Here is a 15,630-nt window from a genome sequence, read left to right on the forward strand (position 1 = left end):
CAACCCGGAAGGAGGGCGTTACATGCTGGTGATTCGCCCGCTCCAGGAAAACGATCTTGATGATCTTTACACCATGGCGCAGAACGCCGGGAAGGGGCTGACTACCCTGCCAGCAGATCGCGAACTGCTGCAGAAAAAGATTGCCCATGCCCGGGAAACGTTCAATCAGCGCTGTGCGCCGGAAGCCGGCCTGTACCTGTTTGCGCTGGAAGATACCGAGAAGAAGAAAGCCGTGGGTATCAGCGGTATTCAGGCGAGGGTCGGGCTGGACGAGGTGTTCTATAATTACCGGCTGAGCGTAACGGTGAACGCCTCCAGAGAATTGGGGGTTCACGTGCGGACGCCCACTCTGCATCTTTCCAACGACATGACCGATACCAGCGAAATCTGCTCGCTGCTGTTGTCCGATGAATACAAGGGCGGAGGCTGCGGTCTTCTGCTGTCGCGTTGCCGGTTCATGTACCTGGACGAGTTCCGCAAGCATTTCTCCGAGAAGGTTTTTGCCGAGATGCGTGGGGTATCCGACCAGCATGGCCGCAGTCCCCTGTGGGATGCCTTGGGCAGCAAGTTCTTTGACATGGAGTTCAGCGAGGCCGATATGCTCTCGGGGCTTGGTAATAAGGCCTTCATCGCCGAACTCATGCCCAAGTACCCAATCTACCTGCCGATGCTGCCGGACTCTGCCCGCGCCGTGGTTGGTCGCGTGCATGAGAATACCGCACCGGCGCTCAGGATGCTCCAGGCGGAAGGTTTCAACTTCAACGGCATGGTGGATATCTTCGATGGTGGGCCGGTGGTCGAGGCGTTCGTGCATAACGTCCGGACGGTAAGGGATTCCGTGAACCGGTACGCGATGATCACACAAAACCCCGTTGACCTGGATGTGCCTGCCCGTGAGCGGGTGATGGTGTCCAACCGCTCGTTCAGGGATTTTCGTGTGACCACGATACCGGCCAGCTGCATTGGCCCCGATACCGTCAAGATGCCTCCGGCGGTGGCCGAGGCGCTGCAAGTGGAGTCCGGTGATCCGGTCCGACTGGCACCGTTGAAAGACAATGGTCCTCTGCCCATTAATACTTACAGAGGGCAAGACAAAGCGGACGACAGGGTTCGGGAACATCGCAGCCGTTCCTCGAAGAGCTGAGGCGCAGCTCGTCGCCGCATTTCCAATCTACAGAATTCCAGTACCGGGAGGTGCTTTGATATGGCAAACCTGACAGGCGAACTTTTCATAGATGGATTATGGCTTCAGGGTCATGGTGCCTCGTTTGAGTCGATTCAGCCCGTTACCGGAGAAACCGTATGGGATGGCAATGGTGCCAACCTGGAGGATGTTGATGCCGCTGTCCGTGAGGCCAGGAACGCGTTTCTGAAATGGCGGCGGAAAAGCTTTGCGGAACGCCAGGCAGTGGTCGAGGCGTTCGGTGCCCAGCTTGAGGCCCACAAGGAGGAACTGGCACATCAGATCGGTCTCGAGACCGGTAAGCCGCTTTGGGAATCCCGTACGGAAGTTGCCGCCATGATCGGCAAGATCGCCATATCCGTGAAGGCCTACAATGATCGCACCGGGCATTCCGAATCCGAGGTGGCCGGCGGCCAGGCCGTTTTGCGCCACCGTCCTCACGGTGTGGTCGCGGTGTTCGGCCCCTACAACTTCCCCGGGCACCTGCCGAACGGGCACATTGTGCCTGCCTTGCTGGCGGGTAACACCGTGGTCTTCAAGCCCAGCGAGCTGACGCCCGGCGTCGCGGAAATGACGGTCAAGCTGTGGGAAAAGGCCGGTATACCCGATGGTGTGGTTAACCTCGTGCAGGGGGCGTCGGATACCGGGAAATCCCTGGCCGGCCATCCCATGATCGACGGTCTGTTCTTCACCGGCAGTTCCACCGTCGGGCACCTGCTGCACGAACAGTTTGGCGGCCAGCCGGAAAAAATCCTGGCGCTGGAAATGGGGGGCAATAACCCTCTCATCGTTCAGGACGTTTCGGACATCGACGGGGCGGCGCACCACGCGCTGCAATCGGCGTTTCTCTCTGCTGGCCAGCGGTGCACCTGTGCCCGCCGCCTGTTGGTACCGAAAGGGAAGAAGGGAGACGAATTCCTGAACCGACTGGCGGAGTTGTGTGGCCGGATCCAGGTTGGTGAATTTGACGCTGATCCTCAGCCGTTCATGGGCTCGGTCATTTCCCCCGAGGCCGCGGAGAAACTTCTGGCGGCCCAGGCCAGCATGCTGGAGAAGGGCGCGAAATCCCTGCTGGAAATGAAACAGGTCAAGCCGGATACCGGGCTGCTGACGCCGGGTATCGTGGATGCGACCGGCCTGGACCTGAGCGATGATGAATTTTTCGGACCGTTGCTGACGGTCTATCGTTACAAGAGTTTCGATGGGGCCCTGGAGCTGGCCAACGACACCCGTTACGGGCTGTCTGCCGGTATCCTGACTGACGATCGGAAACTGTATGAACGGCTCGCGGAAGAGGTGCGCGCTGGCATCGTGAACTGGAACCGGCCGTTGACCGGTGCCAGCAGTGCCGCGCCGTTCGGTGGCGTGGGTGCCAGCGGTAACCATCGCCCCAGTGCTTATTACGCGGCGGACTACTGCGCGTGGCCAATGGCCTCGCTGGAAGCTCGCAAGAGTGAGGTGCCGGACAGTCTTGCGCCCGGCCTCAATTTCGACAAATAAGAACGGAACCGACAGCGATGGTGAAGCACGCGGTAGAAGCAAATTTCGACGGTCTGGTCGGCCCCACCCACAACTACGCGGGGCTTTCCTGGGGTAACGTTGCCTCAAAATCGAATGTGCGAGCAGAGTCCAATCCGAAAGAGGCAGCGCTCCAGGGCCTGGCAAAAATGAAGCGCCTGGCAGATCGGGGTTATGTGCAGGGAGTTCTGCCTCCACACGAGCGCCCGCACATTCCGACTCTCAGGAAGCTTGGCTTCGAAGGCACCGACAGCCAAATCCTTGAAAGCGTGGCCAAGGCCAGTCCATCAATTCTGGCCGCGGTTTCGTCCGCCTCGACCATGTGGACCGCCAACGCCGCGACGGTTTCTCCGAGTGCTGATACCCGCGACCATCGGGTTCATTTTACCCCGGCAAACCTGAGCGCGAAGTTTCACCGTTCTATTGAACATGTGGTCACCGGGCGGTCGCTGAAGTCAATCTTCGCGGACGAAGGCTATTTCGCACATCATCCGGCGCTGCCGTCAGTCGGGCAGTTTGGGGATGAAGGGGCGGCCAACCATACCCGGCTGTGCGGTCGTTACGGAGAGCCCGGGGTTGAACTCTTCGTTTACGGCCAGATCGCCTTCAATGAACAGGCGCCGGCGCCAAAGAAATTTCCCGCCCGCCAGACCCTGGAAGCCTCGCAAGCCATTGCCCGACTGCATGGGCTTAAGGATCAGAATGTTGTTTTTGGCCAGCAGAACCCGGAAGCCATCGACGCCGGCGTGTTCCACAACGACGTGATTGCCGTGGGCAATGGCAACACGTTGTTCTACCACGAGATGGCTTTTCTCGAGGAAGAGCAGGTGCTCGCGGGTATTCGTTCCCGGCTGACCGGGACCGAGCTGGAAGCCGTTCGGGTCACCAGTGCCGAGGTGCCCATTGAGGATGCGGTGGCCTCCTACCTGTTCAACAGCCAGTTGTTGAATACTCAGGATGGCATGTTACTGGCGGTGCCGGGGGAATGTCGGGAAGTGACGTCGGTCAGTCGGTACCTGGACGAGCTGGTTAACTCCGGCGGCCCGATTACCTCGGTGGAAGTGTTTGATGTGAAACAGTCCATGCGTAATGGAGGCGGACCGGCCTGCCTGCGATTGCGGGTGGTGCTGTCCGATGATGAGCTGCAGGCCATGCATCGCGGGGTTCTGCTGACCGATGCCTTGTATGAGCGCCTGACGACCTGGGTGAAAGCCCACTATCGGGACCGGCTCTCACAGGAAGACCTGGCGGATCCGATGCTGCTCCAGGAAGTGCGCAAGGCCCTCGACGAGTTGACCGGTATCCTCGGCCTCGGATCGATCTACGATTTTCAGCTCTAGGCCGCGATCGAAGACGTCAGCATGTCCATGGTGTGGCGAATCAGGGCATCGGCGGAGAAGGTTTCGCTGTCTCTCAGCTCCGACTGGCACAGCAGTATGACCCCGTGCAGGGCCCCGCGCAGGTAGAGTGCCGTCTGCACCGGGTCCGTGATCCTCTCCCGGCTCATGGTGCCATCCTCAAGTCCCTGGCGGATGGCGCCAATCATCAGTTCCATCAGCTCGGCCTTCGAGCAATACATTTCCTCGGCCTGACTTTCGTCGGCTTCCGCCATAGCCGTTGACGCCTGGGTCAGTGCGGAAAAGTAATCCGGCTCCTCCTGATAAAACCGGTAATACGCCTCGCCCATGGCTGAAATCTGCTCCAGACCGGTATCGGCGGTTGCTTTCGCGTCCTGAAAGTGCGCAGTCAGGCTTTGGCCCGCCCGCAGCATGATGCCTCGTTGAATGGCCGCCTTGTCCTTGAAGTACACATACAGCAGCGCCCGGCTGAGGCTGGCGGTGCGGGCGATGTCGTCCATTGAGGTTCGCTCGTAGCCTTTCTCTGAAAATACCAGTTCGGCGGCATCAAGAATGGCATCGTATCGGGCCTGTTTCTCCCGTTCTCGACGGGTCTTAAGCGGTTCACTCATGGCGTCTTCCATTTGTCTGCGACTGCAGGGGCATCATACCTGAAAGTGGATAAAAGCTGATTATTGACAAAATGTCAAAGAATGACATTATGTCCATATGCATCTTTTGGGTTTCCGACGGAGCGGGTACCTACCACCAACATGAATATGGACGAAAGGACTGATCATGAAGCCATTTACCCAGTCATTTGCCGCTGTTTCCCTCGTTGTATTTTCAATGGTGCTGGCCGGATGCAAGGCCGGTGATGTGTCATCCGAGAGCAAGGAACCAAAGGTATCGGTGCGTGTCGCCGAGGTGACTGGGGGCCAGGTGGAGGGTGTTCCCCTGCGTTTTTCCGGGATTGTTCGGGCGACACAGCGGGCAACACTGACGTTTCAGGTGAGCGGTACCCTGAAGGAGCGTGCGGTGGAGCTGGGCCAGCGGGTGGCTGCGGGTGATTTGCTGGCCCGCGTCTACAATCCCGCGCTGGCGCCGGCACGGGATTCGGCCCGGGCCAAGCTGGAGGAACTGAATACCCGGTATGAGCAGGCCCGGCGCGAATGGGATCGTTCGAGCCGGCTGCATGAACGCGGGGTGGTGTCCGAGCAGAGTCTGGAACAGATTGCAGCCAGAAGGGATTCGCTCCGGGCCAGCGTGGCCACCGCTGAAGCCGCCCTTGCCGAAGCCACGCAGCTCCTGAACGAGAGCACATTGCGTGCGCCTTTTGCCGGACGGGTTGAGGCCCTGCTGGTCGAACCGGACGAATTTGTTGCTGCCGGCCAGCCGGTGATGCGTCTGTCCTCGCCACAGGGGCGGGAAGTGGAGGTCCGTGTTCCCGCATACCTGCTGGATCATGTGGCACTGGAGCAGGAGTTGCCGGTCTGGTCGGTGCAGGACCGAAGCCGTCCCCAGCAGACTGGATCGGTGGTCGAAATCGCACAGGCGGGGGCGGTGCGCGGCGAACTGCATCCGGTCCTGGTCAGCGTGCCGGTGAATACCCTGGAGCCGGGTGAACCGGTCGAGGTCGGGATTACGCCGGTAAGAACCTCGGCAACCACGGTGCCGCTGCTGTCGGTGATCCGGATGGCCGAGGGTACCGGTGTGTTCCGGGTGCGTGGCGGGGAAGCGAGGCGTATCCCGGTGACCGTTGAGCGGGTGATCGGTGAGCGTGTCGTGGTCCGTTCCGACGCACTCGCTCCCGGAGACCAGGTGGTGTACGCGGGTATGACGCGCCTGACCGACGGCGATGCAGTGGAGGTGCGCTGATGACTCGCCGGCTACTGAACTGCCAACGCCTGCTCGGCATGGTGGTCACCATGTTGTGTCTGCTGGGTATAGCGGCTTATAGCACCATGCCGCGCCAGGAAGACCCCTCGTTTCCCTACCGTGCCGGGATGATCAACGTCAATTACCCCGGCGCCAGTGCTGACGCCGTCGAACGGCTTGTGCTCCGGCCTCTGGTCGATGAACTGCGCCAGGTTGAGGAAGTGGAGTTTACCCAGGGTACGGCGCGAACCGGCGTTGCGTTGGTGAAACTGCGGCTGAATGACACCATTTATGAAACGGATCCCGCCTGGGATCGGGTCCGGCTTGCCATGGAACGGGCCCGGAAGGATTTTCCGGATGACGTCGGACAAATGGCGCTTGATGACCGGTTGATAGATATACCGGCGATCGTTCTGGCGGTTTCCGGTGGCCCTTCGGTAACCAGCCTGACAGACGTCGCCGAACGTCTGAAACAGAATCTTTCGGACATCAACGGGGTGTCGCGTATTGACCTGGAGGGCGATGCCGATGAGCAGATTACCCTGGCTCTCGATGATGCCGCGCTGTACCGGCTGGGTATTTCCCCGGCTCGGGTCATGGACACGCTGGCCCGCCGCAACCAAACCATTCCCGGTGGTTTTGTGGTGGTAAACGGGCGGCGCCTGTCGGTACTGCCAAACAGCGAATTTGCGGACATTGATGCTATCCGGGCGACGCCGATTGAGCTGCCGGACGGTTCTCAGGTCCCTCTTGCGGCGGCCGCCGATGTCTGGCGAGGGCCGGTTGAGCCGAGGCAGCCGGAAACCTGGTTTGACGGCGAACGGGTTGTGCTGGTTTCCATCATTATGGAGGAGGGCACAACCGACGCGATCCGTTTCGGCCAACGGGTGCGGGAGCGGGTGAACGAGATCCGGACAGAATTCGAGCCCTACGAGATCCGGGAAATGTTTTTCCAGCCCGACAAGGTGGGGGACCGGCTGGATAACCTGGCCTGGAGTCTGGTGTTGTCGGTCCTGATCATTGTTGCCGTCGTGTTCACCGGTATGGGTATCCGCATGGGCCTGCTGGTGGCCTCGATCCTGCCCATGGTGGCGCTGATCAGTGTCGGCCTCTATGACCTCGGAGGTGGCGTGCTGCACCAGATTGCCGTCATCGGCATGGTCATTTCCCTAGGCATTCTGATCGACAACGCCATTGTAATCGTGGAAAACATCCAGGGGCTTCTTGATGAGGGCATGCGGCGCCTTGATGCCTTACGTAAGGCCGTTGCCGAGTTGGCGGGTCCTCTGGGCGCCTCTACGGGAACGACGCTGGCGGCATTCGCTCCGCTGTTGCTATCCAAGGGTGGCGCCGCCGATTTTACCCGCGGCGTACCGGTGATGATCATGCTCACCCTGTCGGTAAGTTACCTGCTGGCGATTTCGGCTGTGCCGCTGCTGGCCGCCAGATTCCTGAAGCCCCGGCGCAACCTTGGCAAGGACCGGCTGTCGGGGCTCGCCCGGTTTTTGGGTGACCTGGTGTTTCGTTTCCCCGGCCGTCTTATTGCCGCCGGCAGCCTGCTGGTGGCCCTCAGTGTGGCGATGACGCCGTTCATGGCCCAGCAGTTTTTCCCGAATGCCGACCGGCCCCGGGTGATCGTCGAGCTGTACATGCCCGAAGGCACCGATCAGGCGCGTACTGCGCAAGCTGCAGCGGACCTGGAACAGATGATCCGTACCCGGCCCGATGCCCTGGAAATTCACCGGTTTGTCGGCTTTACCGGCCCAAGCTTCTATTACAACCTGCAACGGGCTCCGCAGGCACCCAATCGGGCCCGGCTGGTGATTCGCACGCCGACCCTGGCAGATACCACCGAGATGATTCACTGGGTGCGGGCCCATGTGAGCGAAGCAATGCCGGAGCTGGATGTCACCGTTGGTATTCTCGGGCAGGGGCCGCCCAGGGCGGCACCGGTGGAAGTCCGGGTCTATCATGCCAATGATGAAACCCGCACAGAGGCCGTGGAGCAGATCTTTGGTGTTCTTCGGGGTATCGAGGGCACCGTCGATGTTCGCCATGACCTCGACATTGGCGTTCCCAGCATCGCCATCAATGTCGACGATGCCACTGCTGCACGATACGGGCTGACCCGGGCAGATGTGGCCCAGAGTCTCTATGGCCAGAGTTTCGGCGTGGTGGCCGAACGCTATCGCCAGGAGGAGGACCCGATTCCCCTGGTTCTGAGATCCCGGGAGGGCACGTCTCTGCCGCTGTCCCGACTGCTGTCCGTCAACATCTACAACAATCAGGGCGACGCCATACCGCTATCGGCGGTCGCCAGTGTTGAAACCAGCTGGGAGCCGGCTGTGCGATATCTCCGGGACGGTGTGAGGATGAACACGGTTACCGCAAACCTGCTCCCCGGGTATGGGTTCAGCAAGGCCCTGGATGGCATGTATCGTGCGCTTGAAGCCAACCCCCTGCCGGCCGGAACCCGCATCGAAATGGGCGGTGATGCGGAAGGATCGGGTGATGCCAACGGCGCATTACTGACCGCGGCGCCCATCGGCGTGTTGCTGCTGCTGTTTTTCCTGTTGCTGCAGTTCAATTCGTTCCGTCGCGTGGGCATTATCCTGTTGACGGTTCCTCTGGCTACGGTGGGGATATTCCCCGGTCTGGTGCTATCGAATTCCCCGTTTGGCTTTCAGTCGCTGCTGGGGGTAATTGCTCTGGTGGGCATTGTGGTGAACAACGCAATTGTGTTGCTGGATGTCATGGACCGGCGGTTGGAGGCGGGTGCGGGCATCCGTGACGCCGTGCGCCAGGCAGTCGAGAAACGCACCCGTCCGATTCTGTTGACCACGGCCACCACCGTGGCTGGGCTGTTGCCCCTGGCTTTCTCAAGCTCAACGCTCTGGCCGCCAATGGCCTGGGCAATAATCTCCGGCCTGCTGGCGTCCACGGTCCTGACCCTGCTGGTGATTCCGGCCGTCTGCACGCAGCTGATCAAAACCCCGGTGCCCGAACCAGAGAATGCCCCGGCCTGACTCCCGGACCGGTCAGGCTCCGGTGCGATGCCGGGCCCTGATCAGCAAACCGACGCGCTGGCCCACCGGCACATCCCGGTTCGGGAACACGATGGATTCCGGGATGCTGCCTACCCGGTAACAGGTGCTCTCGTCCTCCCAGATCACCGTGCCGGGCTCGTATTCGGTAAAGTTGGCCACATTATCGGGCACATGAAACTCGAAGCTGGGCCCGGTGTTCAGGATCTCGTGAACCACTTCAAACACCGTCAACCCGGCTGACGAGCCCCGCGCCATTCCGGGGGCAGGGGCGCCGCGAAACCGTCGGCGCAAGGCATCCCGGATGCCTCTGAACCGGCTCAGATCGTTTTGCCCGAATGGTCGCACCTTCCCCAATTCCACCGTAAAGCTTTCGGCGCCCAGCTGCGACGATGAAAAGGAGGAGAAGGTCGTTCCCGACTTATGCTGAAGCAGCAGGGTCTCCACGTCGGCCTCCAGCAGGAAATCACACTGATCAGCCGGCACCTGTCGACCTTCCACGAACGGATACAGGGCAAATTTCTCCCGCCGCGACGGCCGGATCGCCGTGTGCAGATCGTAGTGGGAAAGCGCGACCGCATCGTGGGTCTCCGAGAATTGCAGGCAGAGCCTCTCGATCAGCCGTGCTCTCGATGCCTCGGGCAGATCACTGTACTCGGGCTTGTTGTGGGCACCGTGGAACAGACGGTTCATGTTCACGTCCAGAAACCGTTCACCGGCCACCATGGCAGGCGGGTTGCCCAGAATCAGCAACAGCGGGCAGGCCAATTGCCAATCACCGCCCAGCAGTTCGCCGACCAGGCCATTCAAAACCTCAATGGGCGCGGTTTCATTCCCGTGGACACCGGCGGAGATAATCAGGGCTTCGTTGTTGGGATTTGAACGCTCAGCGGGAGGCGTCAGTTCGAGAATTCCCACTGCTCTTCGGACTACGCGAGTGTCGTCAGCCAGCATCGCTTCGGAGGCGGGTAGATCCGAGGAGGCATTGGTCAGCGTGTGGGTAAGCCAGTCTGCGGAACCGGAAAACAGGTTAAGGTGTGCCGTCATTCGAATCCCCGAATAAGTCTTGGGGGCTGGCAGGGTGTTGCCTCCCGGGAGTGTGTGAAGCCATGGACGGCTTCACTCAAGCGCCCATGGACGGGCGTGTGCGTCTCCCGGGAGGCAACACCCTGCCAGCCCGGGCATCAATGTTCGAAAGCGGGGAACCTCAGTTGCTGATAGGCCGCTGATGCCGCAAAAGATGATTCTCAAGCTTGCGGAAAGCGAACACCAGAATAAAGGTCAACATCATGTAGATCAGCGCCACAAAGATGAACGCATCGAACGGCGCATAGAACCGGGAGTAAATGTTCCGGGCCGCGCCGGTCAGATCCACAATGGTCACCACGCTGGCGATCGCACTGGAATGCAGCATGAAGATGACTTCGTTGGAATAGGCTTGCACCGCACGACGGGCCGCACTGGGCAATACGATGCGCCGGATGCGCATGAACCAGTTCATGCCGTAGGCCTTGGCGGCTTCGATCTCGCCGTGGGGCGTTGCGACAATCGCGCCCCGGATAATCTCGGTGGTGTAGGCCGCGGTATTGAGGGCAAAGGCCAATAGTGCCGGGTAGAACGGTTCCCGGAAGACTTCCCACCAGAAGGTTTCCTGAATACCCGGAATCTGGGCAATACCGTAGTAGATGATGTACAGCTGGATCAGCAGGGGCGTACCCCGGAACAGGTATGTGTAGAGCCATACCGGGCCGGAAACGAACGGATTCCTGCTGGTTCGCATGATCGCCAGGGGAACGGCACAGACCAGGCCGATGACGAGAGAGAGGAAAACCAGTTGAACGGTGTTCACCAGACCATTCCAGTATTCCAGGATGGTCATGGCGGTAAAGATTTCGTTCTGGTTCAGCCACTGGGTGATAAAGTCTGGCATCGTTTATCCCCCCTGAACCACGCCAACATTGGCGCGTTTGTCGAGCCACTTGATGAACAGCTCGGAGCCGGCGGTCAGTGCCAGATACACGAACGCTACCGGTATGAAGAAGTGAAATGGCATCCGCTCGGCCTTGGCGGCCTCCTCGGCAACCCGGACCATGTCCGTCAGGCCGATGATGGAAACCAGCGCCGTGGTCTTGAGCAGAACCTGCCAGTTGTTGCCGATGCCGGGAAGCGCGTGGCGAAGCATTTGCGGGAAAATAATCCGGCGGAACGTGTGCCAGCGGGTAAATCCGTAGGCCCGGGCAGCTTCAATCTGCCCCGTTTCGACCGCCAGGAAGGCGCCGCGAAAGGTTTCGGTCATGTAGGCGCCAAAGATCAGTCCGATGGTGACGACACCAGAAATGAACGGGTCGAACTGGAAGAAAAAGTCGATTTCGTAAGCCTCCCACAGCAGATCGGAGAGGTTATTCACGGCCACCTGGCCACCGTAGTAGAACAGCAGCATCATAACCAGGTCCGGGACTCCGCGAATCAGCGTGGTATAGGCTGTCGCGACACCTCTGGCCAGACGGTTGCTGGATAGTTTGGAGGAGGCGCCAATCAGTCCGAGAGTGACGGACACGGCCAGAGAGAGGAAGGCCAGTTCAATGGTTATGACTGCCCCGTCGAGTAGTTCCGGGCCATAGCCTTTCAGATCGAGCATGGAAAAGTCCGGTGGTCAGGGGTGGCCGGTGTGGCCACCCCTGCGGTTTTACATCTTGATGTCGTAGTTGAAGTACTTCTGCATGATGGTGTCGTAGGTGCCATCATTCTTCAGTTTCTTCAGAGCCGCATTGACTTTGCCGGCGAGATCCTTGTCACGCTGACGCATGGCAACGCCTACACCCTGGCCCAGTTTCACTTGCTCGCCCACTTCCTGGAAGCCTTCTTTGCTCAGGATGGTCTGCTCGCCCACCGGGTAGTCTACGAAGGCAACATCCAGGCGCTGACCCTCGAGGTCCAGAACCATGTCGTCAGCGGTGGTGTAGCGCTTGATGGTGACAATGCCGCCCATGTTCTCGGTGACGTAAGTGTCCATGGTGGTGCCGCGCTGAACGCCGACAACCTTGCCTTCCATCGCCTTCATGTCGGTCACGTCGGTGTCGAAACCTTCACGAGCGAACCAGCCGCCGGGTGTGTTGTAGTACGGCTCGGAGAACAGGACGCGTTCGGCCCGCTCCGGGGTGATGGACATGGAGGACATGATGGCGTCGAACTTTCGAGCCAGCAGGCCCGGAATCATGCCGTCCCATGCCTGGATAACGAATTCGCAGTCTGCTTTCATTTGTTCGCACATGGCTTCGGCCAGCTCGACTTCGAAACCGGTCAGTTCACCATTTTCGTCCTTGTATTCGAACGGCTCGTAAGGCACGTCGAATGCGATACGGATTTCTTTCCAGTCTTTGGCCTGGACCGTGCCGGCCGCCAGGGCCAGGGCACAACTCGCTGCAACAATAAGTTTCTTCATGTGTCACTTCTCCAGTGGTTTGCCTTTTCGGCTTATTTTTTATGGAAGCTTTGCATCCAGTACGAACTCAAGATAGCACCGAGTGTCAGAAGTTGGGAGCCAGGAACTGTTTCATGCGTTCCGATTCCGGATGATCAAACACTTTTTCGGGGGTACCTTGCTCTTCGATCACGCCCTGATGCAAAAACAGGACCTGAGTTGACACATCCCTTGCAAAAGCCATCTCGTGAGTCACCACGATCATGGTCCGGCCTTCCTCGGCCAAACTCTGCATGACCTTTAAAACCTCGCCAACGAGCTCCGGATCCAGGGCCGACGTCGGCTCATCGAACAGCATGACTTCCGGCTCCATAGCGAGCGCTCGGGCAATCGCGGCCCGTTGTTGCTGGCCGCCGGACATCTGGGCCGGGTAGTAATCCTTGCGCTCGTAGATACCGACTTTCTGCAGGTAGGCCTCGGCGCGTTCGATGGCCTCCTTCTTGGGCACCTTCAATACGTTTACCGGCGCTTCAATGATGTTTTCCAGCACGGTCATGTGGGACCAGAGATTGAAGCTCTGGAACACCATGGACAGCTTGGCCCGGATCAGTTCGACCTGCTTGTTATCGGCCGGAATTCGTTCACCCTTGCGGTTGGTTGTGAACCGGATTGGGTCACCGTGCACGATAATGTCGCCGGATGTGGGGGTTTCAAGCAGGTTGATGCAGCGCAGGAAAGTACTTTTGCCAGAGCCGGAACTGCCGATCAGGGAAACAACATCGCCTTTGCGAGTTTCCAGGGAAATGCCCTTGAGCACTTCCAGTTTGTCGAAGGTCTTGTGAATATCCCTGCAGATCAAAGGCGCTTGGTCCGCCATCTGTCGCTCCCGAGGCTGTCAGTCAAAGGCGCATGTTTTACGGACTGTGGCTGCGGAAATCAATACCCATTACTTAGGGTTTTGCCGCTCTTCCCCACAATACGTTGCATGTCGCTGTGTATCAAAGTATCTGAAATGCCGTGGCAGTCTGCCGGCATCACAGTCTTGTTTGCGAATGTCGTGCCGGCGACTCCGGTGGGACCGGCATCCGGATCACTTCACTGCCTTCTTTCTCCAAATCCCGCATGGCATCGCTGACGAATCGAACATGGGCGGTGGCGGCTTTTTGGGCGGCGCCGGGTTTGCCCGAGGTCACGGCATCGTAGAGCTGGCGGTGCTGCCGGACGATTTTTTTTCGCATTTCCTGCCGTGGGTTCAGGTTGGCGACGGAGGCCTGCACCGTCATCAGCATCATATTCTTCAGGCTATTCAGGACATGGACCAGAACCGGATTGTGGGAGGCTTCCACGATGGCGAGGTGAAAGCTGTGGTCCGCGCGTGCGTTGCTCAACGGGTCTGTCTCTTCCAAGGCCCGGAAGGCCTTGGTGATGCGGTGCCGGTCCAGGCTGGTTGCCCGTTGGGCAGCGAGGAATGCCGCCTGACCCTCCAGTTGTTCGCGGACTTCCAGGAGATCGTAAAGTGTGCGGGGGTGGCCCTCGAACAGGTGCATGAGCGGGCTCTGGTCATCGATCCTGTTGGAGCCGGGCACCATGCTGGCGACAAAGGAACCCTTGCCGTGCCGGGTCTCGATGACACCGCGGCCCTGAAGCTCATGCAGTGCCTCACGGATGATTGCCCGGGACACGCCAAGGCGGGCGGCCAGCTGGCGTTCCGACGGAATTTTTTGTTCCGGCGCCAGCCCACCATCAAGAATAAGTCGCTCGAGTCGGTACGAAATTTCCTGGGATATAGCCATGCAGATGCCTGTTTGTGCCCGCTGGTCTGACCAGTGACTGTTGTAATTGTAAGTGATTAGTCCTTCAACCAGTATGCTCCCAAGCCCTGTAAATATGGACGATTCCGTCCAGTTCGTCCATTTGTAATGCAGGAAAAACTGGTCTGACCAGTGTCAGGATGGCTGGACTAAACACCGATTGGCTACGAATATCTTTCTAATGCCGGTCGTTGTACTGCATCGTACCGGCGTTGATCAGACGCTGAGAAAAACAACGCTAACGGAGATGTGTCGATGAACTCGAACAAAAACATCCGTATTCACGGTGACACGGCCGAGGCTCCACCTCGGAGAAGTTTTCTGAAAACGGCCGCGGTGGGCGCGGCCTTCGCAGGCGCGATGCTGATGGGCGCAGGCCAGGCCCAGGCCGCAACGACCTGGAAAATCCAGTCAGTCTGGGACGCCGGCACGGTCGGCTATGACCTGTTCGAAGACTGGTGTAATGGAATGGAAGAGAAATCCGGCGGTGAACTGATTTTCAAGTGTTTCCCTGCCAAGGCCGTCGCCGCCGATAGCAACTCACTGTTCGATTCGGTTCGCAGTGGTGTTCTTCAGGGCATGAACCCATTCACTCTGTACTGGTCCGGCAAGATTCCCGCTTCGGTTTTCCTGTCGTCCTATCCAGGTGGCCCCGATCAGCCTCACCAGTGGGACACCATGTTCTACTCACTGGGGATGCTGGAGAAAACCCGGGAAATCTACAAGAAGTTCGGGCTGTTCTACGTGGGCCCGATCCAGCACGACGCAAACATCATCCACTCCAAGAATCCGGTAAACAGCCTCGAAGACTTTAAAGGCATGAAGCTCCGGGTTCCCGGCGGTATGGTCGCCGAGGTATTTCAGGCGTTCGGGGCTTCGACTGTGAGCCTTCCTGGTTCTGATATTTTCCCGGCCCTGGAAAAAGGCACCATCGATGCGGCCGATTACGTGGGCCCGGCGGTGAACTGGGAACTGGGCTTTTCCCAGGTGACTGATTACATCCTGTTCGGACCTCCAGGCGTTATGTCGATCTACCAGCCGGTAGACCTGATGGATCTGACCGTCAACCTGCGCGCCTGGAACGCTCTGGATCCGAAACTGCAGGAACTGGTTGAGGACGAAGTGCGCATCTACTCCCAGAAGCACTACCTGACCATTCAGAAGCGCAACGTTGAGGCCATGAAGAAGTTCAAGGATGCGGGTGACACCGTGAGCCGTCTGAGCCAGGATGACGTGGATGAGTGGCGCCGCAAAGCCATCCCGATCTGGTACAAGTGGGCGAACAAGGACGAGAGTGCCCGTGAGATCTTCGATATGCAGATCGAGTATATGATGAACGATACCGTCGGCTATATCGATGAGGCTGATCTTGAAGGCGTACCGGGCCGGTAACACCTTCCTGGACTAACAAATAAGAAACAAGGGGAAGGTCAGGGAC

Annotated in this window: 13 protein-coding genes; 6 read left to right on the plus strand and 7 right to left on the minus strand. The window is 59.1% G+C overall.

Annotated elements, in window-relative coordinates; translation table 11 throughout:
- The first annotated feature begins 22 nt into the window (after positions 1 to 22).
- The 3 genes from astA to astB are packed head-to-tail and all read left to right on the plus strand — an operon-like array spanning position 23 to position 4,041.
- Entirely contained in the window at positions 23 to 1,144 is a 1,122-nt protein-coding gene (gene astA / locus QQF73_RS03265; protein ID WP_219866852.1) for an arginine N-succinyltransferase, read from the plus strand.
- A 60-nt stretch (positions 1,145 to 1,204) separates the two neighbouring features.
- Positions 1,205 to 2,683 (plus strand): succinylglutamate-semialdehyde dehydrogenase, encoded by a 1,479-nt coding sequence (gene astD, locus QQF73_RS03270; protein ID WP_219866851.1) that lies wholly within the window; start codon positions 1,205 to 1,207, stop codon positions 2,681 to 2,683.
- A 17-nt stretch (positions 2,684 to 2,700) separates the two neighbouring features.
- The gene (astB, locus tag QQF73_RS03275) at positions 2,701 to 4,041 is read left to right on the plus strand and encodes an N-succinylarginine dihydrolase (protein ID WP_219866850.1); all 1,341 of its coding nucleotides are present in this window, start codon (positions 2,701 to 2,703) and stop codon (positions 4,039 to 4,041) included.
- Here the strand turns inward: astB and QQF73_RS03280 are convergent.
- Positions 4,038 to 4,670, minus strand: a complete 633-nt coding sequence (locus tag QQF73_RS03280; RefSeq protein ID WP_219866849.1) for a TetR/AcrR family transcriptional regulator — start codon at positions 4,668 to 4,670, stop codon at positions 4,038 to 4,040. The genes astB and QQF73_RS03280 overlap by 4 nt on opposite strands.
- Positions 4,671 to 4,836: 166 nt before the next feature.
- Here QQF73_RS03280 and QQF73_RS03285 point away from each other — a divergent pair, with 166 nt between their 5' ends.
- Both QQF73_RS03285 and QQF73_RS03290 read left to right on the plus strand, forming a co-directional pair.
- Complete coding sequence (locus tag QQF73_RS03285) at positions 4,837 to 5,916, plus strand: efflux RND transporter periplasmic adaptor subunit (RefSeq protein ID WP_285367200.1); 1,080 nt, start codon at positions 4,837 to 4,839, stop codon at positions 5,914 to 5,916.
- Positions 5,916 to 8,942 (plus strand): efflux RND transporter permease subunit, encoded by a 3,027-nt coding sequence (locus QQF73_RS03290; protein WP_285367201.1) that lies wholly within the window; start codon positions 5,916 to 5,918, stop codon positions 8,940 to 8,942. Before QQF73_RS03285 ends, QQF73_RS03290 begins: the two co-directional genes overlap by 1 nt.
- Positions 8,943 to 8,954: 12 nt before the next feature.
- On the opposite strand, the gene QQF73_RS03295 is transcribed toward QQF73_RS03290, so the two are convergent.
- From QQF73_RS03295 to QQF73_RS03320, 6 genes are all read right to left on the minus strand, one after another.
- The gene (locus QQF73_RS03295) at positions 8,955 to 10,007 is read right to left on the minus strand and encodes a succinylglutamate desuccinylase (protein WP_285367203.1); all 1,053 of its coding nucleotides are present in this window, start codon (positions 10,005 to 10,007) and stop codon (positions 8,955 to 8,957) included.
- A 160-nt stretch (positions 10,008 to 10,167) separates the two neighbouring features.
- The gene (locus QQF73_RS03300) at positions 10,168 to 10,890 is read right to left on the minus strand and encodes an ABC transporter permease (protein WP_219866845.1); all 723 of its coding nucleotides are present in this window, start codon (positions 10,888 to 10,890) and stop codon (positions 10,168 to 10,170) included.
- Between the two features lie 3 nt (positions 10,891 to 10,893).
- Entirely contained in the window at positions 10,894 to 11,598 is a 705-nt protein-coding gene (locus tag QQF73_RS03305) for an ABC transporter permease (RefSeq protein WP_219866844.1), read from the minus strand.
- Between the two features lie 48 nt (positions 11,599 to 11,646).
- On the minus strand, positions 11,647 to 12,402 hold the full coding sequence (locus QQF73_RS03310) for a transporter substrate-binding domain-containing protein (RefSeq protein WP_219866843.1): 756 nt from the start codon (positions 12,400 to 12,402) through the stop codon (positions 11,647 to 11,649).
- An 85-nt stretch (positions 12,403 to 12,487) separates the two neighbouring features.
- Positions 12,488 to 13,258, minus strand: a complete 771-nt coding sequence (locus QQF73_RS03315) for an ABC transporter ATP-binding protein (protein ID WP_219866842.1) — start codon at positions 13,256 to 13,258, stop codon at positions 12,488 to 12,490.
- Between the two features lie 157 nt (positions 13,259 to 13,415).
- Positions 13,416 to 14,174, minus strand: a complete 759-nt coding sequence (locus tag QQF73_RS03320; protein ID WP_219866841.1) for an FCD domain-containing protein — start codon at positions 14,172 to 14,174, stop codon at positions 13,416 to 13,418.
- A gap of 273 nt (positions 14,175 to 14,447) precedes the next feature.
- Here QQF73_RS03320 and dctP point away from each other — a divergent pair, with 273 nt between their 5' ends.
- A complete protein-coding gene (dctP, locus tag QQF73_RS03325; RefSeq protein WP_219866840.1) occupies positions 14,448 to 15,584 on the plus strand; it encodes a TRAP transporter substrate-binding protein DctP in 1,137 nt (378 codons plus the stop codon).
- Positions 15,585 to 15,630 lie beyond the last annotated feature (46 nt).

It is taken from the genome of Marinobacter albus, from assembly GCF_030238305.1.
Lineage (GTDB): Bacteria > Pseudomonadota > Gammaproteobacteria > Pseudomonadales > Oleiphilaceae > Marinobacter > Marinobacter albus.

Excerpts from the sequence above, each read along its gene's own strand:
- QQF73_RS03285 (WP_285367200.1), top strand. The coding sequence starts at position 4,837 with ATGAAGCCATTTACCCAGTCATTTGCCGCTGTTTCCCTCGTTGTATTT.
- QQF73_RS03310 (WP_219866843.1), bottom strand. The coding sequence starts at position 12,402 with ATGAAGAAACTTATTGTTGCAGCGAGTTGTGCCCTGGCCCTGGCGGCC.
- dctP (WP_219866840.1), top strand. The coding sequence starts at position 14,448 with ATGAACTCGAACAAAAACATCCGTATTCACGGTGACACGGCCGAGGCT.
- QQF73_RS03295 (WP_285367203.1), bottom strand. The coding sequence starts at position 10,007 with ATGACGGCACACCTTAACCTGTTTTCCGGTTCCGCAGACTGGCTTACC.
- QQF73_RS03290 (WP_285367201.1), top strand. The coding sequence starts at position 5,916 with ATGACTCGCCGGCTACTGAACTGCCAACGCCTGCTCGGCATGGTGGTC.
- astB (WP_219866850.1), top strand. The coding sequence starts at position 2,701 with ATGGTGAAGCACGCGGTAGAAGCAAATTTCGACGGTCTGGTCGGCCCC.
- QQF73_RS03300 (WP_219866845.1), bottom strand. The coding sequence starts at position 10,890 with ATGCCAGACTTTATCACCCAGTGGCTGAACCAGAACGAAATCTTTACC.
- astD (WP_219866851.1), top strand. The coding sequence starts at position 1,205 with ATGGCAAACCTGACAGGCGAACTTTTCATAGATGGATTATGGCTTCAG.
- QQF73_RS03280 (WP_219866849.1), bottom strand. The coding sequence starts at position 4,670 with ATGAGTGAACCGCTTAAGACCCGTCGAGAACGGGAGAAACAGGCCCGA.
- astA (WP_219866852.1), top strand. The coding sequence starts at position 23 with ATGCTGGTGATTCGCCCGCTCCAGGAAAACGATCTTGATGATCTTTAC.
- QQF73_RS03315 (WP_219866842.1), bottom strand. The coding sequence starts at position 13,258 with ATGGCGGACCAAGCGCCTTTGATCTGCAGGGATATTCACAAGACCTTC.
- QQF73_RS03305 (WP_219866844.1), bottom strand. The coding sequence starts at position 11,598 with ATGCTCGATCTGAAAGGCTATGGCCCGGAACTACTCGACGGGGCAGTC.
- QQF73_RS03320 (WP_219866841.1), bottom strand. The coding sequence starts at position 14,174 with ATGGCTATATCCCAGGAAATTTCGTACCGACTCGAGCGACTTATTCTT.